At 34.0% G+C, this 24,547-nt stretch carries 23 protein-coding genes, 1 tRNA gene and 1 pseudogene; 13 read left to right on the plus strand and 12 right to left on the minus strand.

Annotation, left to right across the window (positions count from 1 at the left end):
- The first annotated feature begins 4 nt into the window (after positions 1 to 4).
- Both DHU68_RS07950 and DHU68_RS07955 read left to right on the plus strand, forming a co-directional pair.
- Positions 5 to 1,732, plus strand: a complete 1,728-nt coding sequence (locus DHU68_RS07950) for an ATP-binding protein (protein ID WP_108822441.1) — start codon at positions 5 to 7, stop codon at positions 1,730 to 1,732.
- 89 nt (positions 1,733 to 1,821) lie between these two features.
- Positions 1,822 to 2,283, plus strand: coding sequence for a hypothetical protein (locus DHU68_RS07955; protein ID WP_108822442.1), 462 nt, complete (start codon positions 1,822 to 1,824; stop codon positions 2,281 to 2,283).
- A gap of 68 nt (positions 2,284 to 2,351) precedes the next feature.
- Here the strand turns inward: DHU68_RS07955 and DHU68_RS07960 are convergent, their stop codons facing one another.
- The gene (locus tag DHU68_RS07960; RefSeq protein ID WP_108822443.1) at positions 2,352 to 2,519 is read right to left on the minus strand and encodes a DUF362 domain-containing protein; all 168 of its coding nucleotides are present in this window, start codon (positions 2,517 to 2,519) and stop codon (positions 2,352 to 2,354) included.
- A gap of 315 nt (positions 2,520 to 2,834) precedes the next feature.
- Between DHU68_RS07960 and DHU68_RS07965 the strand changes: the two genes are divergently transcribed.
- The gene (locus tag DHU68_RS07965) at positions 2,835 to 3,530 is read left to right on the plus strand and encodes a porin family protein (RefSeq protein ID WP_108822556.1); all 696 of its coding nucleotides are present in this window, start codon (positions 2,835 to 2,837) and stop codon (positions 3,528 to 3,530) included.
- 15 nt (positions 3,531 to 3,545) lie between these two features.
- On the opposite strand, the gene aroC is transcribed toward DHU68_RS07965, so the two are convergent.
- A complete protein-coding gene (gene aroC, locus DHU68_RS07970) occupies positions 3,546 to 4,625 on the minus strand; it encodes a chorismate synthase (RefSeq protein WP_108822444.1) in 1,080 nt (359 codons plus the stop codon).
- A 231-nt stretch (positions 4,626 to 4,856) separates the two neighbouring features.
- Between aroC and DHU68_RS07975 the strand changes: the two genes are divergently transcribed.
- Both DHU68_RS07975 and DHU68_RS07980 read left to right on the plus strand, forming a co-directional pair.
- Positions 4,857 to 6,350 carry a DUF3078 domain-containing protein gene (locus DHU68_RS07975; RefSeq protein WP_108822445.1) on the plus strand — a complete coding sequence of 498 codons (1,494 nt, stop codon included), beginning with the start codon at positions 4,857 to 4,859 and terminating at the stop codon, positions 6,348 to 6,350.
- A 123-nt stretch (positions 6,351 to 6,473) separates the two neighbouring features.
- Positions 6,474 to 6,545, plus strand: a tRNA-Met gene (locus tag DHU68_RS07980).
- A 52-nt stretch (positions 6,546 to 6,597) separates the two neighbouring features.
- Here DHU68_RS07980 and DHU68_RS07985 read toward each other — a convergent pair.
- From DHU68_RS07985 to DHU68_RS08005, 4 genes are all read right to left on the minus strand, one after another.
- Entirely contained in the window at positions 6,598 to 7,056 is a 459-nt protein-coding gene (locus DHU68_RS07985; protein ID WP_160111104.1) for a hypothetical protein, read from the minus strand.
- Between the two features lie 41 nt (positions 7,057 to 7,097).
- Positions 7,098 to 7,454: a hypothetical protein gene (locus DHU68_RS07990; RefSeq protein WP_108822447.1), complete on the minus strand. Its 357-nt coding sequence runs from the start codon at positions 7,452 to 7,454 to the stop codon at positions 7,098 to 7,100.
- A gap of 440 nt (positions 7,455 to 7,894) precedes the next feature.
- Positions 7,895 to 8,404, minus strand: a complete 510-nt coding sequence (locus DHU68_RS08000) for an endonuclease V (protein ID WP_108822448.1) — start codon at positions 8,402 to 8,404, stop codon at positions 7,895 to 7,897.
- A gap of 70 nt (positions 8,405 to 8,474) precedes the next feature.
- Entirely contained in the window at positions 8,475 to 9,131 is a 657-nt protein-coding gene (locus DHU68_RS08005) for a carbonic anhydrase (RefSeq protein ID WP_108822449.1), read from the minus strand.
- A gap of 195 nt (positions 9,132 to 9,326) precedes the next feature.
- Here DHU68_RS08005 and DHU68_RS08010 point away from each other — a divergent pair, with 195 nt between their 5' ends.
- The 3 genes and pseudogenes from DHU68_RS08010 (at position 9,327) to DHU68_RS08020 (ending at position 13,845) form a co-directional block, all read left to right on the plus strand.
- A complete protein-coding gene (locus DHU68_RS08010) occupies positions 9,327 to 10,421 on the plus strand; it encodes a metallophosphoesterase (protein ID WP_108822450.1) in 1,095 nt (364 codons plus the stop codon).
- A 40-nt stretch (positions 10,422 to 10,461) separates the two neighbouring features.
- Entirely contained in the window at positions 10,462 to 11,094 is a 633-nt protein-coding gene (locus DHU68_RS08015; protein WP_108822451.1) for a Vat family streptogramin A O-acetyltransferase, read from the plus strand.
- Between the two features lie 256 nt (positions 11,095 to 11,350).
- Positions 11,351 to 13,845: pseudogene (locus tag DHU68_RS08020) on the plus strand (glutaminase domain-containing protein).
- A 56-nt stretch (positions 13,846 to 13,901) separates the two neighbouring features.
- Here DHU68_RS08020 and DHU68_RS08025 read toward each other — a convergent pair.
- Positions 13,902 to 14,402, minus strand: a complete 501-nt coding sequence (locus DHU68_RS08025) for a hypothetical protein (RefSeq protein ID WP_108822452.1) — start codon at positions 14,400 to 14,402, stop codon at positions 13,902 to 13,904.
- 18 nt (positions 14,403 to 14,420) lie between these two features.
- Positions 14,421 to 15,299 carry a LuxR C-terminal-related transcriptional regulator gene (locus tag DHU68_RS08030; protein WP_108822453.1) on the minus strand — a complete coding sequence of 293 codons (879 nt, stop codon included), beginning with the start codon at positions 15,297 to 15,299 and terminating at the stop codon, positions 14,421 to 14,423.
- 327 nt (positions 15,300 to 15,626) lie between these two features.
- Between DHU68_RS08030 and DHU68_RS08035 the strand changes: the two genes are divergently transcribed.
- Positions 15,627 to 16,202 (plus strand): superoxide dismutase, encoded by a 576-nt coding sequence (locus DHU68_RS08035; RefSeq protein WP_185117500.1) that lies wholly within the window; start codon positions 15,627 to 15,629, stop codon positions 16,200 to 16,202.
- An 84-nt stretch (positions 16,203 to 16,286) separates the two neighbouring features.
- On the opposite strand, the gene DHU68_RS08040 is transcribed toward DHU68_RS08035, so the two are convergent.
- Together DHU68_RS08040 and DHU68_RS08045 are read right to left on the minus strand one after the other, a co-directional pair.
- Complete coding sequence (locus DHU68_RS08040) at positions 16,287 to 16,955, minus strand: EcsC family protein (RefSeq protein WP_108822454.1); 669 nt, start codon at positions 16,953 to 16,955, stop codon at positions 16,287 to 16,289.
- A 113-nt stretch (positions 16,956 to 17,068) separates the two neighbouring features.
- Positions 17,069 to 17,572 (minus strand): peroxiredoxin, encoded by a 504-nt coding sequence (locus DHU68_RS08045; protein WP_108822455.1) that lies wholly within the window; start codon positions 17,570 to 17,572, stop codon positions 17,069 to 17,071.
- A 430-nt stretch (positions 17,573 to 18,002) separates the two neighbouring features.
- On the opposite strand from DHU68_RS08045, the gene DHU68_RS08050 reads away from it, so the two are divergent.
- From DHU68_RS08050 to cydB, 4 genes are all read left to right on the plus strand, one after another.
- Positions 18,003 to 18,455, plus strand: a complete 453-nt coding sequence (locus tag DHU68_RS08050) for a YbaN family protein (RefSeq protein ID WP_108822456.1) — start codon at positions 18,003 to 18,005, stop codon at positions 18,453 to 18,455.
- 98 nt (positions 18,456 to 18,553) lie between these two features.
- Positions 18,554 to 18,868 carry a DUF3467 domain-containing protein gene (locus DHU68_RS08055; protein ID WP_108822457.1) on the plus strand — a complete coding sequence of 105 codons (315 nt, stop codon included), beginning with the start codon at positions 18,554 to 18,556 and terminating at the stop codon, positions 18,866 to 18,868.
- Positions 18,869 to 19,108: 240 nt separating this feature from the next.
- Positions 19,109 to 20,665: a cytochrome ubiquinol oxidase subunit I gene (locus tag DHU68_RS08060; protein WP_108822458.1), complete on the plus strand. Its 1,557-nt coding sequence runs from the start codon at positions 19,109 to 19,111 to the stop codon at positions 20,663 to 20,665.
- 33 nt (positions 20,666 to 20,698) lie between these two features.
- Positions 20,699 to 21,841: a cytochrome d ubiquinol oxidase subunit II gene (cydB, locus tag DHU68_RS08065; protein ID WP_108822459.1), complete on the plus strand. Its 1,143-nt coding sequence runs from the start codon at positions 20,699 to 20,701 to the stop codon at positions 21,839 to 21,841.
- Between the two features lie 55 nt (positions 21,842 to 21,896).
- Here cydB and DHU68_RS08070 read toward each other — a convergent pair whose 3' ends face one another.
- On the minus strand, positions 21,897 to 23,150 hold the full coding sequence (locus DHU68_RS08070) for a glycosyltransferase family 4 protein (protein ID WP_108822460.1): 1,254 nt from the start codon (positions 23,148 to 23,150) through the stop codon (positions 21,897 to 21,899).
- A 129-nt stretch (positions 23,151 to 23,279) separates the two neighbouring features.
- Positions 23,280 to 24,500 (minus strand): hypothetical protein, encoded by a 1,221-nt coding sequence (locus tag DHU68_RS08075; protein ID WP_108822461.1) that lies wholly within the window; start codon positions 24,498 to 24,500, stop codon positions 23,280 to 23,282.
- Positions 24,501 to 24,547 lie beyond the last annotated feature (47 nt).

Genomic DNA, 24,547 nt, shown 5'->3' on the forward strand with positions numbered 1-24,547 from the left:
GCATATGAAGCTATCGTATAAACAACAACTATTTACATATTTCTTTATCATTTTTGCGTTGTTTACTGTTGGTATTATTATAGTAGAGCAGCACGAAGAAGTAAAACAACGTACCGAAAGCTTGGAAAGCAGGCTTGACAGCTATGCCGAGATGATATATGCATATATCAATAAGCATCAGTTAAATGATAGCTCAATGCTTCAAATACACGATCTTGCCGCTGCTATGCCTATGGACATACGTGCCACAATCATAGATAATGACGGGAATGTTATTTTCGACAAAGATATATCTAACCCTTCAGCATTAGAGAATCACCTTAGCCGTCCAGAAATCATGAGTGCTTTATATCAGGAGAAAGGTTCAGATATACGCATGTCTGCTTCTACAAAACAAGAATATCTATATTATGCCAAGCACTACAAAGACTACTATGTGCGTGTTGCATTACCTTACAACATAGAAACACAAAGCTTACTCAAGGCAGACAATATGTTTATATATATTGTGTTGATCTTATTCGTAGTTGTTCTACTACTGTTGAACTATGTCGCTGACCGTTTTACAACTTCAATATCCCAATTGAAAGATTTGGCTATAAAGATAAAAGAAGGCAAGCCTTTACCAGAGAATATAACATTCCCTCATGACGAACTTGGAGATATAGGGAATCAACTAGTTGCTTTACTGAAACAAAAAGACAAGAGCCAATCTCAGTTGGAAATGGAAAAAGAAAAACTGATACAGCACTTCCATTTTGCACATGAGGGTATCTGTATCTTTAATCAAGATTTTAAAAAGATCTATGCAAATACAAACTTCTTCCAATACTTTAACTTTATAACAGACGAACCAGCCTTCGACTTAGAAGCTATTGTTAAGGAGGAAATTTTCAGACCTGTCATAGAGTTTATAAACAACAGAACAGATGACGAAATATACCATACATATCAAATCAATAAAAGCGGAAAAACATTTTCTATACAAACTGTAGTATTTGAAGATGACAACTTTGAAATCACGATTAAGGATATTTCAAAAGCTGAAAAAAATCGCTTATTGAAACAAGAAATGACTAGTAATATTGCCCACGAGCTAAGAACTCCTGTAACAAGCTTACGTGCATATCTGGAAACTTTAACTAGCCAGGAACTACCTGTAGAGAAGAAAGAGCTGTTCATCGATCGTGCCTATCAGCAAAGTGTCCGTCTTTCAAACTTGATAGAAGACATTACTCTTATAAGCAAGATAGAGGAAACATCAAATCAGTTCCAGCTAGAAAAAATTTATGTAGCCCAACTGATTGAAGAATTACGAATCAATCTCACAGATAAATTAGAGCAGAATGATATACAATTCAATTATAAGGTCAGAGATGACCTTGCTATAAAAGGGAATTATACCCTACTCTATTCTATATTCAGAAATCTGATTGATAATACAATTAGTTATGCCGGAAAACATATAGAAATAAATATCAACAACTATATGGAAGATGAGACTTATGTTTATTTCTCATATTATGATACTGGTTGCGGTGTAGACGAGCAATATCTTCCTCGCCTTTTCGAACGTTTCTATCGTGTTAACGAAGGACGTACTCGCGATACGGGAGGTTCAGGACTTGGGTTATCAATTGTAAAGAATGCTGTCTTATTCCATAAAGGAAAAATTCAGGTAAAAAACAGAAAAGGAGGAGGACTAGAATTCTTCTTTACATTGAGAAAGTAATAGATATCTATTAGTGTAAAGGCAATTTTTAGTTGTTAAACTAATCCAATCTAGGTATAACCTCTTCGAGGAACTGAAAGGATCAGACCATGAAATTACTAAAAGATTTTAATAGGCACAGCAGATATATAGAGTTTACCAGTAAAGAACAATATTTTGATTCTTCAAGGCTATCTCCTATAATTGGATGGTTCTGCAAATTTGAAAATAACTTTTCAGCTTTATACATTGAAAATGATATCCTCTATTTTTTATTTAATAACAATAAAGCTCATATATCTCCAAATATAAAAGTAGAACTTTCTCAACCATTATTGATTGATACATCTTCACCTTTAAAATTGTATCAAAGAGAATTCAATATGTATGAAAGAAAGAGCTTATTTCGAAAAAAACTATTATTCTCGTTTAGATATATTGTTGAGGAGTTTTATCAGTTGACAATGGAAAATGAAGAAGATTTCGATTGGGGTTTATTTGTGGCCAATATAGTTAACAACCATAAAAGGCAAAAAACAATAATTGAGCTTTTAAATAAGAAAAAAGATTGACTTAATAAATTAAAAACAAAAAAGGAAGCTCGTTGAGCTTCCTTTTGTATTCTTTATTACCCGAGTAGTTATGCTGGGTGGATTGCCTCTGTTGGACAAGCATCAGCACAAGTACCACAATCTGTACAAGTATCTGCATCTATCACGTAGATATCTCCTTCCGAAATTGCACTTACAGGACACTCGTCGATACAAGTACCACAAGCGATACAATCTTCATTAATTACGTAAGCCATGATTCTAGTTTTTTAATATTATTACTAACTTTGATACGCAAATATAGATAGTTTTTTGATTCATCCAAAATTCACTTTATTAGATAATATAGATTACGATATTACTTTTATCTATAACCCTATAAACATAGAATTATAAACAGATATAGAACAGCTTGTTAGGATGAAAGTAGAGGTGAGCAAAAAAAATAGACAATACGCTATTTTATATTCGATCTAAGTAATATCAACGTAAAACAAAATAAAAAAACGATTGTAACGTTTTATAAATAACCTAAATAAACATTTACAGCATTGAAAAAAGGAACAAAACATATTATATATTTCTTCTTGACTTTTTTTATTTTCTCGACATATACAAATGCTCAATATAAAAAGCCCAAGAATCAACCTTTTGCAGATCAAAAACTGTATCATCTAGGGTTTTCGGTAGGATTGAATGCTCAGGATTTAATTTTATCTCATTCCGGCTTTGTAGGAGAAAACAAAGAGGCATGGTTTACCGAGATACCTTCTTATTCTGTAGGGTTTAATGTAGGTATCGTAGGAGACCGATATATAAACGAATACCTCAACCTCAGACTGGCTCCTACCCTTTATTTCGGAGAAAGACGATTTATATTTAAAGAACAAAAGACAAAGGAAGAATATAGCTTCAATATGCGAAGCAATTATATGACAATCCCCTTACTACTTAAAATAAGCGCTCCTAGATCTGGCAACTACAGACCATACCTATTGGCTGGAGGATATACAGCAATTGATATCAGCACAAAGAAAGATCAAGCTTTACGATTCAATAGCGTTGATTATGGGTTGGAATTTGGCATCGGATGTAACTTCTATTTTCCTCTGTTTAAATTATGCCCCGAATTAAAGTTCTCTTTAGGGTTAGTTGACCTTGTAAAAAAAGACAGATCTGACCTTACGGACAAAGACCTGCTAAAATATACTCAAGCAATATCTTCTGGAAAATCCAGAATGATATCTTTAGTTTTCAATTTCGAATAATAAAATTATTATCGCTTACAATAAAAAGGCTCTATCTTTCTTGCTCATCAGATAGTAGTCCAGTATTGTCATCGCAGCCATAGCCTCTACAATCGGCACCGCTCTAGGCAAGACACATGCATCGTGACGACCTCTAGCTTTTAAGTCTACATACTCACCGTTTTTATCCACAGTATCTTGATGCATTAGGATAGTTGCAACAGGCTTAAAAGCTACTCTAAAATAGATATCTTGCCCGTTAGAGATTCCGCCTTGTATTCCTCCTGAATGGTTTGTTCGAGTAGAAATTTTACCATTATCGTTATAGAATACATCATTCACCTCCGATCCCCGATGATTGACATCGAATCCATCTCCATACTCAAAACCTTTCACAGCATTGATGCTTAACATCGCACCGCCTAATGCTGCATGTAGTTTTCCAAAAACAGGTTCACCCAGTCCTACAGGAGCTCCTTTTATTATACATGTAATAACACCTCCGATAGTATCTCCCTTCGACTTAACTTCTTGAATAAGTTCTATCATTTCGTTGGCTTTCTCCATATCAGGGCATCTCACAGGAGTAGTTTCAATCAGAGAAAGGTCATAGTCAGTATAGGATTTCTCCAGTTTTATCCCTCCCACTTGCGAAGTATAAGCAACAATATCCACACCAATTTGTCTCAGCGCTAACTTAGCCAATGCTCCGGCTACACAACGAGCTATAGTCTCTCTTGCCGACGAGCGTCCTCCACCTCTATGGTCGCGGACTCCATATTTTTGAGTATAAGTAAAATCAGCATGAGAAGGTCTGTACACCTCTCTCAAATTATCATAGTCTGACGAATGCTGATTGTTATTTCTAATCACGAATCCAATTGGGACTCCGGTTGTTTCACCTTCAAAAACACCGGATAGAAATTCTACTTCATCAGCTTCTTTCCTTGGTGTTGTTATTTTAGATTGTCCGGGACGACGGCGATTCAACTCATTTTGTATAAAATCCATATCTACAGCTATGCCTGCTGGGCAACCATCTATTACTCCACCGATAGCTACACCATGAGATTCTCCGTATGAGGTCAGTCTGAAAATATTTCCAAAAGTATTCATTTGTTTCAAGCTTTATGTTTTACAAATTTACATCAAAATATTGGATCTATACTTATTTTGATATTTTTTACAGTTTTATCTTACCCTTCTGCGATTAAACCATCAATTAGATTGCAACCTCTATTTCTATTTAATACAATTTAAAATGTTTTTTTAGATTTTATTGCTAAATTTGTATTTCAGAATAAAAGACTGACTCGTGTTTTTTCACATAAAACAAGGTTAAACGGAATGAGAATAATAAAATCCTATTTCAGCCTTTTTGTACTTTTCACTATATGCATCATATCCCTGAATGCCCAAGAGATAGATACTACAAGGGCTAAAGGAGACAGCTTGTTAAATAAGATAACAAACATTGATGCTAAACTGAAGAAAATATCTACAAAAGATACAACTAAAGGTTTTTCTGCTCCATTGGTAATTGATACAGCTTACCTCAACGATATACTAGAAGAGAGTATGAAACCCCTTCGTGATGAAAATGGCTTATTGCTTTTTGATCACGAGTGGACTCCATTTGATGCGAATGTATCTTTCAGAGATACAGTTATACTTGAGCCAGCTTTCCTTCCCGTAGTATTTGATGGTAAGATCATCCCTTCTGATCTTAAATTTGAAAAGAAAGATAGTGTTAAGCGCAATAATGAATTCCGTTTAATATCTCCCGACCAAACTTTTGAAAAAGATTTAGAAAAAGTCGATCAGATCCAAAATATACGACGCAAATATTACATGGCCAATCCGCAGAAAGTAAAACTTAATGCGCTTGAATTTGGAGAAGGTCCTGTTATAAAACAAGATATTGTTAAAAAGAAAAGTCCTTTCGAAGAATTGCTTTCGGCCGATAATACCATTGATATTGCGGCTCCTAACATCGAGAAAACAAGCATAAAATCAATCTATTGGATAAAAAATGGATCGCATAGATTAGACTTGAGTCAACATAATTTTTCGGAACATTGGCCTGGAGATAATAATTTCAATCTCTACAGTGAACATAAGATCAATTTAAATTATAAAAAACAAAAAGTATATTGGAACAATCTTATCGAATGGCGTTTAAGTCTTCAACGAATGAAGCCTAAAGAAGAAGATGACTCCAAAAGAAAAGATATTAATGTTTTAGATGATCTTTTGAGAACATATAGCACATTTGGTATAGAAGCTTTCAAGAACTGGTCGTATTCATCCAACTTGGAACTAAAGACTCCTCTTTTTAATAAATTTAGTGGGGATACACGTCAAAGAGCTTTTCTTTCTCCTTTTGAGTTAAATCTCGGAGTAGGTATGACATATAATAAAGAAATCGTTTCTAAAATAGACAAATATAGAAAGTTTAATATAAGTATCAATCTTCCTGTATTATCTTTGAATTATAAGAATGTTAGAAGTGACGAAGTTAATGTAGGGCAATTTGGTATAGAAGAAGGTTACAGTTCTAAACTTGATTATGGTTCTACCTTCAATATAAATATGTCTTATAGCCGTAATAGATATACTAATTTCACATCTAGAGTACACTATTTCACCAATTATGACAGAGTATATATGGAATGGGAAAACTCTTTAAACTTCAAGTTAAATAGTTATTTTACGACTTCTCTATATTTTTATTTAAAATTTGATGATGCTGTAGGAGGAAGAAATCAATCTACAGATAGATGGGCAAGATATCTTTCATATTACCAACGGCTAGGTTTTGGCTTGTATTATAATTGGTAACCCCACTACCGACAACAATCTACTAATCAATCTATAATAAAAAGAGGATAAAATAAATACTAATTTTATCCTCTTTTTATTTGGATTGTAATATTAAATTTCATACTTTTGCACTCGTTATATCGCGGGATGGAGCAGTGGTAGCTCGCCAGGCTCATAACCTGGAGGTCGTCGGTTCGAATCCGGCTTCCGCAACTAGAAAGAAAAGCAATCTCAAATGAGGTTGCTTTTTTGTTTATCAATTGATTCATTTATTTTTGCTAGATGCTTTCTTTTTCAATATTTTCATATAAAAATTCGCATCTCGCAGGAATTTAGACCAATAATAGATAACTGCATCATATCCTCCATTTTGGGACTTCTGCTCTTCATTGAATAAAACAATGTTTGCAGAAGTATTTGATTCGTTTCTTGAAAATCGGCCTTTTTCACTCTCAAAATAATCTTTCTTGCTTTCCATATGCCCAGAAGATATAAAAAAGGCAACCTTCTTATTTGTAAAATCAAAGTTTCCGCGCTCTCTTCCAAATAATATATTGAAGTATTCTGCTTCATATTTGTTGAGGAGATAACTGTCATTGATTCCCATGCTGTCCAACTTACTAATCAAATATTTATTTTGTACAGAATCCTTAGTTAGCTCATATTGAGCATAAGAGTATAAGTTTACAAAAATTAGAATAGAGGTGATAAATATTCTTTTCATAAGTGATATTTTTTGAAAATCTACTAAAAAAATAAATGACTTTATAATTCTTCCCATCCATTATTTTGAGGGTCATACTTAGCAAATCCCCCTGTATCAGTAAATTCTGAAGCAGTCATGTTTATTTCAAATATACCTTCTCCTGTTGATGAGAAATATAGAGCATAGTCAGAGAGCAATACATTGATGCCCTCATCTTCGCTGAATTTGAAATGAATCCCATACTCACCTTCTCTATCGATAATATATTTGTACTTCAAAAGACGAGAAATTAAATATTCTTTTTGTTTATCTGTGAAAGGAAGCAAATTTTCTTTTTTCTCAAAAAAATCTCTATCTACTGACAGTTGCTCCATTTCCTTAACTTCTTTTCTATATACATGAATATCGTAGCTCATGATTTCAACTTTTGTAAGTCACTGTATTTATTACCAAATCACAATAAATTATTCTAAATCACCATCCCCTTATACTATTGAGGAATATAAAGCTCAGCTTTCCAGCATTTTGGACAAATATAAATATCAAAACTCTCTCGGTTAACAAAAGCTTCTAACAGGTTTCCTAAAAGACCGTATTTAGTACCCTCATGAAACTTATAATTACCAGAATATATTAGTTTAATATCACATCTAAGACAGTTGATATTTCGCTCTATTTCTGACATCTCGCTGATCTCTATAATTTCATTTTGGGCAAAACTCAAAACCTTCTTCAATACCAGCATTACAATTTGGACAATTTTTCATTATATGTATTTTTTTTAAATTCATGTTTCAAAGACAACAGTTATCATAGTCATTTCTCCAACTATAAATAAAAACAGCAACTAAAAAGATTATTCTAGTCTTGTTAATTTATCTAGTTCTTTTAATAAAGCAGGAAACCGATAAGCGCCACTCATACGCTCAATATTCCTTGTTGCGACATCCAGATCTAACCCAACAGTCGTAATATATAGAGGATTGGAGCTTTTACCTCGCAATAAGGATCTTTTATTTTCGACAATAGATGCAAAATTTGTTTTAGCAACCCCTATTATAGGAATTTTCTCTCCCAATGCTTTGTAGAGATGCCCTCCTAATCCTAACCTATTATTATCATCCAAAAACACATATCCGTCTACTATAATACATTCGATATCACTTTGATTCAGATTCATTTTTTGCAAGAGACTCAAAATACAAGGCAACTCCCTCCGATAAAATTCTCCTGGCGGATATTCTTCTACATTTTCTTTGATTTCTGAAAAGAAATCAGAAATTGAGTCATCGCTCCAGTCTGCAAATATAACACAAACTGTCTTCGCTCTATTTTCTGTATAGTAAGTATCAAAAGCGAGTATCATATTATTTCGACAAATTATCTATAACGATTCTTCTACTTAAGCAGAGGCATAAATATAATCCACAAACAGTCTATTTACTTGCCTTTCCTGTAATATTGTATGTCTTTTTAATTTTCTTTAGTTCTCCTTCAAAATCAATACGGAGATCATGCAGCTGAGCATCATTTATATCAAATACCCATCCTGCAACTCTTGGATAGCCATTCTCGTGAAAAGACCGTTGAACTTCTGTCGTCTTTATCACATTGAGACATTGTTCATAAGTGTTTATTTCCACAAGACGACGAAGTCTGGCTTCTTCATCCTCAATAATGTCTAATTCATCTTGATGGAGACGATACACATCACGAATAGAGCGCAACCAGGGGTTAAGTATACCATAATCTAAATGCTCCATAGCTGCTTTTACACCGCCACAACCATAGTGTCCGCAAACTATTATAAATTTAACCTTCAGATATTCTACGGCATAATTGATTACAGAAAGAGCGTTCAAATCTGTAGCTATCACCATATTGGCAATGTTACGATGAATAAAAACCTCCCCAGGTTTCAAACCCATTACTTGATTAGGATGCACTCTACTATCCGAGCATCCAATATATAGAAAATCAGGATGTTGATCAGCAACCAATAATTTAAACAGTCCTGGATTATCTACTTTATTTTTCTCAATCCACTGTTTATTGGCTTCGAATATCTTGTCATATTTTTCTTGATCTGTCATCTTTATAAACTTTTAATGAACAGGTAAAGATAATATTTGTTGGATAAATTACTAGTTATTCTATCCAATCCTAAGATCAAAGTGATAGAAAATCAACATAGCAATTAAGATATCTTCTGTTTTTCATATCCTTATATATTCAAAATTCATTACTTTTGAAAAAACATCAGAAAACTGAATAAAAATACCTTATCTATGAAAAAGCACAGAAAAAAATCAATCAACACCTTATTATTGAGCTTATTACTATTTACCACTCCAATCCTTAAAGCTCAACACAGAGCTGATCAGCAAAAATTAGATAATGAGAGCTCCTTTTCGATGATACTCTTAGGTGACCCTCAAGGATATGTAAAATACGATATAAATCAGGCAATATTTGATTTATGCACATCTTGGATAGCCGATAATATTGAAAATCTAAATATTAAAGCCGTCCTATGTACAGGAGACCTCGTTGAGCAAAATGAAAACATTGTACTTAACAGAGCAATGCTAAATCAGACCAGTAAAGAAATGTGGGAAGCAAGTTCTCAGGCATTCAAACGTTTAGACAATAAAGTGCCATATATAATTTCTTGCGGAAACCACGACTATGGCTACAAACACTCAGAGAATGGAATAACAAACTTTCCTGACTATTTCCCTTTCGAAAGAAACTCTACTTGGCGCAATACCTGCATATCTAATTACCCAAACCGCAACCAAAAATCCTCTATAGAGAATGCTGCTTTTGAATTTGAAGATCCAAATTGGGGGAAATTATTAGTTATTACATCCGAATTTCACCCTCGAGACGAAGTTCTACAATGGGCTTTGGATCTTGTTTCTTCAGACAAGTATATAAACCATAAAGTTATATTTATGACTCACGGCTATCTAACTAACGGCCCTGAGGCAAAATGGATAGAAAAAGACAACTACCCTCTAAGCCCCGGAAATGCAGGAAAAGACATCTGGGAAAAGCTTATAAATAAATCTCCTAATATAGAATTGGTTATATGTGGGCACACTGGTGATGGCAATCAAAAGTTTGAAGACAATGTTTCTTTCCGAACAGACGAGAAGGCAAACCGAAAGAAAGCTTATCAAATGATGTTTAATGTTCAAACTCTAGGTGGAGGATGGGAAGGAAATGGTGGTGATGGCTGGTTACGCATCCTAGAATTTATGCCGGATGGAAAAACAATAAAAGTAAGAACTTACTCCCCTCTTTTCGGTATTTCACCATCAACAAAGCATTTAGCTAAGCGCACCGAAGCATTTGATCAATTCGACATTGTATTTTAATAAATATCTTTATTAACTAAACAAACGAAAGGGCTAAGGTATGTATGGACCAACACCAGACTCGATTTATCCAAATGAAAAGATAAAGCAGGTTTGCTTTATTAAAAATGTTATTAAAAACCCCAATATCATCATTGGCGAATATACTTATTATGATGATGAAGATGGAGCCGAAAACTTTGAGGAACATGTAACTCATCATTACGATTTTATAGAAGATAAGCTTATCATTGGTAAATTTTGTGCAATAGGACGAGGCATTGAATTCATTATGAATGGAGCTAATCATAAGATGAATGCAATAACAACATATCCATTCAATATAATGGGACATGGATGGGAAAAGACTACACCATCTATAGAAGATTTACCAATAAAAGGCGATACTATTGTCGGAAATGATGTATGGATAGGCCAAAATGTTACAATCATGCCTGGTATTAAAATAGGAAACGGAGCAATTATCGCGGCAAATTCAACAGTATCAAAAGATATTCCGGCATACCATATTGCCGGAGGAAACCCTATAAGAATTATAAAGAAACGTTTTGAAGATGATCTTATAGACTATCTACAAAAACTTAAATGGTGGGACTGGTCTGCAGAGAAAATAACGGAAAATTTAGAGATTTTACTCAGTTCCGATTTAGATAAAATAAAACAGATAAGCTAAAGTTATATACTCAAATATACATCAAAGGGAATAACATCAGAACAAAGTCTTTCTATTTTTAGCATTCTGAGCATTTTTTACTGTTTATTGAATAGTATTTTCCCTAGTATGTTATTAAAATAGCCGAATTTTACAGATAATAAAACTAAGTCAAATAGGCTTGGGATGTAAGATTATGTCCATATATTATACCAGAAAGCAACAACTAGAGAGTAGTAATTCTAATATAAATACTAATTAAACAATTAAACGAATGATGAAAAAATCAATGCTTCTTTTCTTCTGCTTAGTATTATTGGCTGGCTGTAAGAGTGGAAAACAAAATCATGAAGTAATTAAAAGTGATTTACGGGCACCAGCATACCCTCTAATCACAATTGATCCCTACACTAGTGGTTGGTCCTTTACCGACAAGCTATATGATGAATCAGTAAAGCATTGGACAGGTAAAAATTTCCCTCTCATCGGGGCTGTAAAGGTAGATAATCAAGTGTATCGCTTCATGGGGACAGAAGACATACCTATGATTGCTGTTGCTCCAACTTCTGAACAAGGAGGATGGACAGGCAAGTTTACTACAACCAAACCGTCAGGAGACTGGTTTAGCAAAGACTTTAACGACAGCAACTGGCAAGAAGGTTCTGCTTCATTTGGTTCAATACCTGAAGAACCTACAGCAAAAACGACATGGAATACCGAATTTATCTGGGTAAGACGTACAATTAACTTAGAAGAAGATTTAGTTGGTAAAAAAGTTTTCTTAGAATATTCACATGACGATGATGCTATCATATACATCAATGGAATAGAAGTTGTGAACACAGGAAATGCTTGCAAAAAGAATGCTCTCCTACCTCTATCGGATGAGGTGTTAGCTACATTGAAGAAAGGAGAGAATATCATCTCAGGATTCTGTCACGACCGTGGAGGAATTGCTTTATTCGACTTTGGCATCGTAAGAGAAACTGAACATAAAGAACTCTTAGTAAATACAGCTGTACAAAATCAGTAGATGTGCAAGCAACTCAAACTCATTATGTATTTACATGCGGAGAGGTAGATTTGAAAGTCACTTTTTCTGCGCCATTATTTATGGATGACTTAGACCTTATTTCACGCCCAGTAAACTATATAAGCTATGAAGTTACATCTAACGATGCAAAGAATCATGATGTAGATCTATATTTTGAAGCTTCTCCGGCTTGGGCTTTGGATAAGCCATTGCAAGAAGCTGTTCTTGAAGGCTTCCAAGATGATGATATGGTATTCTTAAAGACAGGTAGCAAAGAACAAACAATTTTAGGTAAAAGTGGGGATAATGTTCGTATAGACTGGGGTTATTTTTATTTAGCAGCTGAAAAAGAGAACACATATTGCAGCATTGGACAAAGCGAAGCATTAAGAACAGACTTTGTTGAAGGAACTAAAACTGAATCTTTAAACAAAAGTGAAAATAGTGGAGACAAACTGGCTCTAACACGTTCTCTCGGAAATGTGAACAATGCCTCAGGTAAAATCATGTTAGGATATGATGATATCTATTCTATTCAGTACTTTGGAGAAAATCTGCGCCCTTATTGGAACAGAAAAGGGGATCAAAATATTGTTGACATTTTCAAAAAAGCAAATCAAGAATATGACCAACTCATAGAAAGATGTTATCAGTTTGATAAAAACTTGATGGAAATTGCTATTCAATCGGGAGGCAAGAACTATGCAGAACTTTGTGCTTTAGCATACCGTCAAGCTATTTCTGCTCACAAGTTGGTAGAAACCCCTAACGGCGATCTTGCTTTTTTATCGAAAGAGAATTTCAGTAATGGGTCTATTGGGACTGTAGATGTTACATATCCTTCAGCCCCACTATTTTTGTACTATAATCCGGAATTAGCCAAAGGTCTATTAAATCACATATTCTATTATAGTGAAAGTGGTAAATGGGTAAAACCATTCCCTGCTCATGACGTAGGTACTTACCCTCTGGCTAACGGACAAACATACGGAGGAGATATGCCTGTAGAAGAGGCTGGAAACATGCTAGCCTTAACTGCTGCTATTGCTAGGATAGAGGGAAATGCTAACTATGCAAAAAAGCACTGGAAAACATTAACTACTTGGGCTGATTATCTTGTAGAAAAAGGACTTGATCCTGAAAATCAACTTTGCACTGATGACTTTGCAGGACATTTTGCTCACAATGTGAACCTATCAGTAAAAGCGATTATGGGTGTAGCATCTTATGGATACTTAGCCGACATGTTAGGTCAAAAAGATATTGCAGAGAAATATACTGCAAAGGCTAAAGAGATGGCACAAGAGTGGATGAAAATGGCTGATGATGGGGATCATTACCGCTTAACCTTTGACAAACTGGGAACATGGAGTCAAAAATACAATCTGATATGGAACAAGGTACTAAATCTAGGCATCTTCCCTGCTGAAGTAGCACAAAAAGAACTAGCTTATTACTTGACTAAGCAAAACAAATATGGTCTTCCTCTCGACAATCGTGAGACTTATACTAAAACTGACTGGATCATATGGACTGCAACATTAGCTGATGATAAAGCTACTTTTGAGAAATTCATCGACCCTGTGCATTTATTTATGAACGAAACTGTCGATCGTGTTCCTATGTCTGACTGGGTATTCACAGATAAGCCTAACCAAAGAGGATTTCAAGCGAGATCTGTTGTTGGTGGTTATTACATCAAAATGCTAGAAGATAAACTAAACCCGAATAGAAAGTAAAACGTCTATTGATATTACAAAAAAGAGAGAAGCAAATTGCTTCTTTCTTTTTCTATCTAAGAATTTGAACCATTCAAAATATCAATTTCTTCTTCAATTACATCTAATTCTTCAGGAAGTATCTCCTCTACTTTCTTCTTTCGCCTAAAAATTATTATAGAATAAATAATAATAACAATTGTCGTTGCAGCCAGAAGATAAACACCTTTTCCTGCCTTTGGCAATTTATAGAACAGGTTAACGGTTACGATTGCGCTAAATACTCCTGTTATCATTAACAATATTCTAGCAAAACGAACTCTTAGGAAAAGCCAGAAAAGAATAACAAGGGAACTTAACACTGGAATTAGATAAACAACATGTGTTGAATATATCCAATCCTTCTTAGAGAAAAACTTAAAGAAGTTAGTCACTTTTGTCATCTTTTTCTGTAGTTCCGGTATATCCCACCCGGACACTTTGATTCCCCACATATCTAACCAAGGAAGAAAGAACGCAACAATAAGCAGTACTGCTAATAATAACTCGAAAGAGAGAAAACGATTTTTCTTAATCATTTTATATCTATAAATCTTTTATAACTCAACCTCATCGGCTGAAATGTAACCATGTGTCATACAATAAAATATAAGCCCCGAAACAGTCTTAATACCGAGTTTAGCTGTAATATTTTTCCGATGCGAAAGGACTGTATTCAAACTGATATTAAGCTTATCAGCAACCTCCTTATTCAAAAAGCCGAGAGCGACCAAACGAAGAACATCAAGCTCTCTTTGGGACAAATCTTTGTTTTTATTTGTTTTCAAAGTATTACTTGCTGCTATAAGCTCTTGTAAATCGGCCATTTCATACTCACCCAAGGCTTCAATCATTGGCTTAAGAATCTTGCCTCTAATTCTATTATTTTTTTCAAGATCTTTTTGAAAACTATCTATTGTAAATATTACAGCATAACACATATTCTCATTAAAGTTTCCTGAGATATGTTTAATTATTATGCTTTTCAAATCGGCAAGGAGAGCCAAAGGAGTATCTCCATCTACCATCCCTTGCTCAATCTGCCCTGTCAACTCATCTTTAAATTCGGTAAACAGACGTCTTATCAATTTCAATTGCGTATTATTCGGATCACTCATCGAGAGAAATGCATTTAAGTGTTTCTCCAGATTATACAATTGCCCATGTACGAGATAAGCATCTGTTTGCTTAAGATATTTAACGACAAGTTCTATATCAAATTTCTGAAGTTTCTTTTCAGGAAAATAGTCTTCGTTCAGAAAAGTGTTCAGTATTGCCAAAAAAAACTCCGTATTAACATCTACAGATTTACATATATCACCAATACTTCTATCTCCCAAACCCAGCTTAATACCAAAACGATTTATTACAGGGATTAATTGATGGTTTTCTTCTACAACTTCGGATAATATGGATGATGAATCTAAAAAAATCATATATCAATCTATTATATGAAACAAATATAGTTATTAATTTCGAAAGTTTTTTTGTCATCCACATCTTTATAATTACGTCTATAGCGTCCTTCTTTCTACTTAGCTATCAATAGTTATAGATAAGGACAATATGGAATTAAAAATAATTTATGACAATAAAGACAAAAATGTTAAACAAATTCTTCGCAAGGATTGTTAAATTCATAGTTGATAAGAAAGACAAAAAAAATGAGAAAACTAATTATTGCTTATACAATGCTTTCAGTATTCTTGATAGGTACTGTAAATGCTCAAAATACAAATATTAACAACAAAAAAACAGAAACTATGAAATTTGAATTACCAAAGTTGCCTTATGCAACAAACGCATTAGAACCAGTTATCGGACAACAAACAATTGAATTGCATTACGGTAAACACCTTCAAACTTATATCACTAACTTGAATAACCTTATTCAAGGAACTAAATTTGAAAATGCAGATCTAGAAACTATCGTAAAAGAAAGCGATGGTCCTATTTTCAACAATGCAGGTCAAACATTGAATCACAATATTTACTTCCTTTCTTTCAGCCCCAATGGTGGTGGTGAACCTAAAGGAAAACTTGCTGATGCAATTAATGCAGAATGGGGTTCTTTCGAAAACTTCAAAAAAGAGTTTAATGCAGCAGGAACAGCTGTTTTCGGTTCGGGTTGGGTATGGCTTTCTAAAGATAGCGAAGGTAAACTTCACATCACTAAAGAAGCTAATGCAGGAAACCCTATCACAAAAGGATATACTCCGCTTCTAGGTTTTGACGTTTGGGAACATGCGTACTACTTAGATTATCAAAACCGTCGTGCAGACCACCTTGTTGAACTATGGAAGATCATAGACTGGGAAGCTGTTGGTGCACGTTACTAATTGGAAGTATTTAATTTATAATACATAAATAAAAAGAAGCAATCTGAAATCAGATTGCTTCTTTTGTATCTATATAAAGCAAGTTTACTCTTCTAACGATTCTCCTTTATCAAAAACTTCTTCGGCATAAAAGGAGTTTCCCGCACCTCCTTTTTCGATAAAGATCTTTTTAGCCACCTTACCCACAATCCTTGTTGTAATAGCATCAAAGGAACCGCCAACCACACCTCCAACTACAGGAACAGCCTTCCCCAAAGAAACAGCTCCCTTCTCTCCTACTTTGCTAGCAAGTTTAACGCTTACCTTCTCCACTATTCTCGAGAGCAGCTTTTCTCCTGCTTTTACACTTACTTCTTTTAATAGTTCTTTAGCTCCATTTCCGGCCATACTTATATAGACCAACGATTTCACGCGATCGTCTTGAACATCGTGCCCACCCATATAAGCAATTGCCGTAATCATCCTAATCTGTATATAAATAACACTGGCAATATTAGCTGGCACAGTCAAAGGCATAACAGCCAGACCTCCGAGGCCTGTTACAAACCCGCTTGTCGCAGCCTTAGCTACCTGCCATTTAATCAGCGAATCTACTTGCTGCTCTAGACTGCCTTTTTGTTTCAAGAAATTATTACCTAAATCATAGGCCGAATCAACACCGGCTAAACCACCTAGTGCCTTTTCATAAGCCCAATCCAATGTTTTAGCTATAATCCCTTTATTATCTTGTTTTACATTTCTTTGTGTTGCCATATATGTATTGTAACATTCCAAATATACGAAACAATAATGATGCCAATATATAAAAGAGAAAAAAGCGTCTCATCCATTATAGATAAAACGCTTTTAATAATTGATTAAATCTTTCAAATCTCATTTAAAACTTGATCTAATTCTTTTGGGCTTAAGTTCATGGCGATAATAACGCCATTCTCATCAATTAAATAATTTTTAAAGCCACTTTCCAATCGGTATTTTTTAAATACTTCTAAAGCATTGTCTTTTAGCAAAAACTGATATTCTGTATCAATTTTGTCCATTGCTAATGTTCTTTCAAAAACCGATTCATTCTTGTCAAAGGATATGGATAACATTTGAACTGCGTAACCTTCTTTCTCTATTAAATTCGAAAAAAGGACATTATTCTTATGAGAATTAGCATCATAAGCTGCCCAAAAATTCACCAATACCTTACGACCTCTTAGATCTGATAAATTAACTTTTATTCCTGATTCTTTTTCTAAATTTTTAATATCAGGAATTAGGTTTCCCGGATAAATACCTTCCGAAAGCCTAGAAGTTCTTGACGTATTAGAAGATAAACTTATAAAGATTACCCCTACGATCAAGAGATACTTCAAATACTTCATAAAATAATCATTAGGTTACCACTAAGATTTCATTTTCTATTCCTCACAGATAAAAACAAAACCCTCCCAACTTTTGGGAACAAATAAGAAAACTTACGCTTAAGTCTTATTTATTTGTATATCGGGCACAAATATAATGCTTTAAATCAACAAAAAAGCCTTTTTAGAGTATTTTTATGCTAAAAAACACAAATAAATAATTGCACATCTAAACAAAAACTCTATTTTATAGTACAAAATTAAAGACTAAAATCGTTTACCAGAAACACATTAAGTCACGCTGAAACCTATAAGAAAAAAAATAAAAACATTTACAACTTTTCCATCTCACATTTTCTATTTTTCTCATTAAATGCTACATCTAAGGATAATGTCAAACTTTTTTATTTACTTTGTTTATTAGTGAACGATTGACACAATAATTTAATAAATGACAAGGTACATTTTAATAGGGTTAGGATTAATAACATTAAGCTTAGGACTGATGGGTATTGTCACACCAGGACTCCCCACCACTCCTTTTATCCTTCTTACTGCTGCTCTATTTGCAAAAAGCTCCCCTCGTTTACATCAAAAATTACTCAACAATAGAGTAACCGGACCATACTTAAACAGAGTAAACAACGGGCTAGGGGTAAAAGGACTATTGATATCAATAAGCATTATGTGGTTTATGATTACTCTTAGCGTATTTTTTGTATTCAGAAACAGTGTAATGTTCTACATAATGCCATGTTTAGGAATAATTGGCACTATTGCCCAAATTATAGTTCTCAGCAAAAACAGAAGACGCAACAAAGTCAACGTACCATTATCTGAAAGCCATATCATTGCACAAGAAGCAGAACAACCTAAATCTTACAATATTAAAAAAAATGTATAATTGTGTTATATAATATACAAAACTCGCTTTGAGTTTAACTTTTAATTATGTTTCTTTGTATAAAGGCTAACTAAATTCTTAGAGAAACTATCTATTATATGGAAGATAAAGAGACAATAAATAATCAAATACAAATAGAATTACCTGAAGACATTGCACAAGGAACATATTCAAACCTTGCCATCATAGCTCATTCTTCATCAGAGTTTGTGATCGACTTTGTACGTATATTACCAGGCTTACCTAAAGCCAAAGTACAATCTCGAATCATATTAACACCTGAGCATGCCAAACGTTTACTATTTGCCTTAAACGATAATATCAAAAGATTTGAGTCTCAAAGCGGAACTATCTCGGTGGACAACTCAGAAGGCTTTCTTCCTCCCATTAATGGAGCAATAGGAGAAGCTTAAAAAACACACAGCAACAAAAAAAACAAAATATAAGCTAGTTAGATACTGATACAATAAAACATATTAATGTAAAAACTTATTTATATTAATTTTTAGATTTCTCTAACATTTTACATCGACAATATGAAAGATAAATGCCAACATTCAATTTCATCGTTAATGAAAAGTTAGTCAACAATCTATTATAGAAAAGTATAATTTTTAATCCTCATATATTTACTAATATAAAAACTATTATTTATGGAATTACTAAGTACATCGTTAATTGACTGGTCTAGGGCCCAGTTTGCAATGACAGCAATGTATCACTGGTTGTTCGTACCATTAACCTTAGGGTTGGGTATTGTTATGGCAATCATGGAAACAATGTATGTCCGTACAGGTGATGAGCAGTGGAAAAAAACTGCAAAATTCTGGATGAATATCTTTGGTATCAACTTTGCGATCGGTATTGCAACAGGGCTTATCATGGAATTTCAATTCGGAACAAACTGGTCTAACTACAGCTGGTTTGTTGGTGATATCTTCGGAGCACCTTTAGCTATCGAAGCTACGGTTGCATTCTTTATGGAAGCAACATTTATTTCTATCATGTTCTTTGGTTGGAAACGTGTAGGCAAAAAAGCCCACTTAGCTGCAACATGGCTTACAATAGCCGGAGCAACTATTTCTGCCCTATGGATCCTGATAGCTAATGCTTGGATGCAATATCCTGTAGGAATGGAATTCAACCCTGACACTACACGTAACGAGATGATCAACTTTTGGGATGTAGCACTATCTCCTATGGCCATCAATAAATTTACACATACGGTTCTTTCCGGATGGGTATTAGGTGGAGTTTTTGTAGTTGGTGTGGCTGCATGGTACCTACTAAAAAAGCGAAACCATGCTTTTGCTATACAAAGTTTGAAAGTAGGTGTTGCTTTTGGACTTGTAGCATCTATCCTTATTGCATGGACAGGACATGGTTCGGCTCAACAAGTAGCTGATAAGCAACCTATGAAGTTAGCTGTAATGGAAGGGTTATACGAAGGAGGTGAAGGTGTTGATCTCATAGCATTTGCAATACCAAATCCGGCAAAAGAATCATATAATGATGATGTAGATCCTTTCTTATTCCCTCCTATCTCAATACCTAAAGGTCTTTCGTGGTTAAGCTTCGGAGAACTTGACGCATACGTTCCTGGTATAAAAGATATTATTGATGGAGGATATAAAGAACCGGATGGTTCGATCGCATTATCCTTTGCTCAAAAACAAGCAAATGGTAAAATAGCCATACAAGCTTTAGCTGACTACAAGAAAGCTAAAAAAGATGGTAACGAAACAGCAGCTGCTGAATATAAGAAAACACTAATGGATAACTATGCTTATTTCGGGTATGGTTACCTTGAAACTCCTGATCAATTAATACCTAGTATAGGTCTTGTATATTGGCCATTCCACATTATGGTATATCTTGGAGGTTATTTTATTCTTCTGTTCCTTGTTTTAGCATTCTTCGTTTACAAGAAGAAAGATTTAGAAAACAAGAAATGGTTACTATGGGTATGTATATGGACTATTCCACTAGCTTATATCGCAGGACAAGCAGGATGGATGGTTGCTGAAATAGGTCGTCAACCATGGGCTATCCAAGATGTTTTACCTCTTCAGGCCGCAGTTTCTGCATTATCTGCAAAATCTGTTATTATTACCTTCTGCCTATTCTTAGCTCTATTTACAGCTCTACTTATTGCAGAGATTCGTATTATGCTAAATCAAATAAAGAAAGGTCCGGAGGACTCACACTAATACATGATTTTTTAACTAAAAAAAGATATAACTATGGATTATTCATTTTTACAACATTATTGGTGGTTCCTTATTTGCTTGATCGGTGGAATATTTGCATTCCTGCTATTCGTTCAAGGAGGACAATCAATGCTTTTCTCTTTAGCTAAAGACGAAAAAGAGCGCATGATATTAGTAAATGCTTTAGGCCGCAAATGGGAATATACATTTACTACTCTTGTTACATTTGGTGGAGCTTTCTTTGCTTCATTCCCCTTATTCTATTCTACTAGCTTTGGTGGAGCTTATTGGGTTTGGATGGCTATACTTTTCTGTTTTGTACTACAAGCAGTATCGTACGAATACCAATCAAAACCAGGGAATCTATATGGAAAGAAAACTTACCAATCATTCTTGTTTATAAATGGTTTACTAGGAACATTCCTTGTAGGTGCTGCTCTAGCTACATTCTTTACTGGTTCTGACTTTACAGTAGGAAAAGAAAACATGACTGATGTTTTAAATCCTGTTATTAGCCGTTGGGGTAGTGAATGGCATGGACTAGAAGCATTAGCAGAACCTCGTTGTTGGCTACTTGGCTTAGCTGTATTCTTCCTTGCAAGAACTTTGGCATGCCTATTCTTCATCAACCGTTTACAAGATGAAACTCTGGTAAATCGTTCTCGCAAATTCTTACTATACAACGCTGCTCCTTTCCTAGTATTCTTCCTTGCGTTTGTTATCTGGACATTCCTAGCGGAAGGGTTTGCAGTAAACCCTGATACAAAAGAAGTATACATGGAGGCAAATAAATATTTCTTCAACTTGATCGAAATGCCTATTGTCGGAATTGTATTCCTTGTTGGAGTTGTTCTTGTATTATTCGGAATTGGCAAATCGCTACTAGACTCTAAGTTTGGTAAAGGTATATGGTTTACTGGTGTCGGAACAGTTTTGACTGTATGTATGCTCCTTTTGATTACAGGATATAACAATACAGCATACTATCCTTCTTTCGATTTACAAAGTTCATTAACTATCGAAAATTCTTCATCTAGTGAGTTTACTCTTACAGTGATGTCTATCGTTTCTCTTCTTATTCCATTTGTTCTTGCATATATTTTCTATGCATGGAACTCTCTTGAAAAGAAACGCTTCGATATTAAAGATCTGAAAGATGATGGCCATGTATATTAATTGATATAAAAAAACAGGGTGTTTAATATTAAACACCTTGTTTTTTTTATATATCCTATCTAGCATTTGTCTTTTTTATAAAATCAATTGCTTTGTCAAATTTATTTACAACTATAGGCCAACTATAGTTACTTTCTACATACTCCCTCCCTTTTTCTGCTATAATCTCTTTATCTCTCTCAGATAAATTTTGAATTTCATTTACTTGGTATACAAAATCATCTTTTTCCTTATAGAGGAGTCCAGCCTGGCTTATTTCTATATGACTCTTTAATACCGCACTGTATCCTGTTGCCAAAACAGGTTTTCCCATAGCCATTGCTTCTAAAGTTACCATGGATAAACTTTCGAAACGAGATGGAATAACGAGTGCTTCACAATTATTCAAATAAGCATATTTATCTTGTTCATCTATAAATCCAGTAAAAATAATATCATCAGAAACCGGAGTATTCTTCAATATATTATTTCCTATCATTACTAATTTAAGATCAGATGTGGATAGGCTTTTCCAATGAAAGAAAAAGTTTAAGAGCTCTTCACAGCCTTTACTAGCATCTATACGACCAATATAGAGCAAATATCTATAATCTGGTTTAAAATGATCTGCCACGAAATTAACCTTATCAAATCCAACTCCGGCAACATCAGTTTCAATCTCATCTATCTGAGGATATTCTTTTGAAACCAACTCCTTTTCAGCTATACTGTTAAACATTATAAACTTAGGGGCATAAAAAAGATTTAGCATCCCCTTATAATAGAAAAAAGGTTCGTCATGAGCCGTTGGAATAAAAATACTTTTATGTCCTACTTTAGGCATACCTGCATAAGTTGGATAATATAAATAAGTAAAAAAGATAAAAGCGTCATATTTATCTTTGCTAGACTCAATATATTCTATCATTTCCGGCACATAAGGTCCTTGAGCAATTATCCACTCATCGAGAAGACGAGGATTTCTCTTCATCTTTCTGTAAAATATATTTTGAATCAAGCCATGATAAAGTTCTTTAAATCTTGACTTCGATTTAGTCGAGTTAATATCTTTCTCTAATATTCGTCCAAGATAGCTCTTCCTTCTGCGTTTTTTTCTTATTGTTTTGAAACGTTTTACTTTTACTCCTTCAATAACATCATCCCCTATATTATAGTATTCTTCCCACTTTGTATAATCTTTTGCTGTCGTAGTCAATACCTCAACATCATATTTCCCATTTAAATGATTTGCCAATAGACGGGCATGAGCTTCTGCCCCTCCGTTCACTTCAAGTCCATAACGCTGAACAACAATCGCTATTTTATCCATATATCTGATCCTATCTTTTATTTTCTTAGAGGCTAAAGATAAATATTTATTTAGATGTTCTCCTTATAAGAATAAAAAAGTCTACTATTCATTGAATAGCAGACTTTCTTTAATATATATAATGATTCTTTAATTTCTCTTGTAAGGAGTACAATATGTATCTGTATCAACTTTGTCTCCATTCTCCAATACGACTTTTAAATGATATCTACCTTCTGCAAGATTTGAGTTAGTACTTATATTCACATAATAGCTTCCTTCTGGCTTCTGAACAGTTCCTCCCAATGTACAAGGATATACTTGTTTTGTATCCACACTAGTAAGGCTCGCCTCTTTTATTTTACTTATTGCATCATAATAGATAATAAAATTCCCATTCTCGATAGGTGTACTTGATCTATAATCTTGATCATTGACAATTATTATTTTCTTTGCAACGACTTTAACTTTCTTTTGTACAGAATAACCAGATTCTGATGTTATTTCAAAAGGCACAATATTTCTAAAGTCTACGGACTCTCCTGATGAAGGTTTTATTGTTGCATTCTTAGAACATACTAAAGATGGTTTTACATTTGACAAATCCTGTCCCTCAAGCACAAAGTATACTAAATCTCTATCTTCTAATCCTTCTCTGTATTTTTCATAAGTTGTGATTGCTGAAATATAAGATATACCATAACTTCTTAATGGTAAATCAATCTTTATCAGTTCAGCCTCTGTATTTCTTACAATCAGTTTATAGTCTGTTTTTTTAGAATAATCTTCATTGAAAAGAGAGACTTTATCATATAATATTGTTTGTCCTTCTCCATCTATAGCATCTCCAGTCTTAGGTACTGAAGTAGAATACGAATCTCCCTGAAATGAAATATAGAAAAAGCTTTCTGATCCTAATGAACCATAAGGCATATCAATGGTTATAGTCTTAGCCTGTTCATCAACAACTCCTTCGCAGGTTATAGTCTGTCCGTATTTTGATTTATAATTAACACCTACGGAACGTATACCTTCAAGTCTATTGATTACAACATCATACGATTTTTCGCTATTATCTTCAGCATACACTGTATAGTTAGTAATTTCCTCTAAGTTAACTTCTGTTCCTGACTCCGGATATACACTAGCTTTATCTGAAACAACAATGGTCGGAGTATATAAAGCATTATTTCTACTTGCAGGAAGTGTAACAATTATTTGATTGTTTTCTATTTTAGTTTCTATACCCTCAATAGAGAAACTAATTATATCTTTCTCTGAACTTGGAACATTTTCATCCTCTTTTGAACATGAGCTTAACAATACAATACTTAGAAGAAGTAAAAGTTGTAGTTTTTTTAAAATTTGCATAGTTGTATAAGTTTGGTTTTATAATATTTTAACTTGGAGGCAAATGC

The sequence above is a fragment of the Dysgonomonas sp. Marseille-P4361 genome (assembly GCF_900343125.1).
In the GTDB taxonomy this organism is placed as follows: domain Bacteria; phylum Bacteroidota; class Bacteroidia; order Bacteroidales; family Dysgonomonadaceae; genus Dysgonomonas.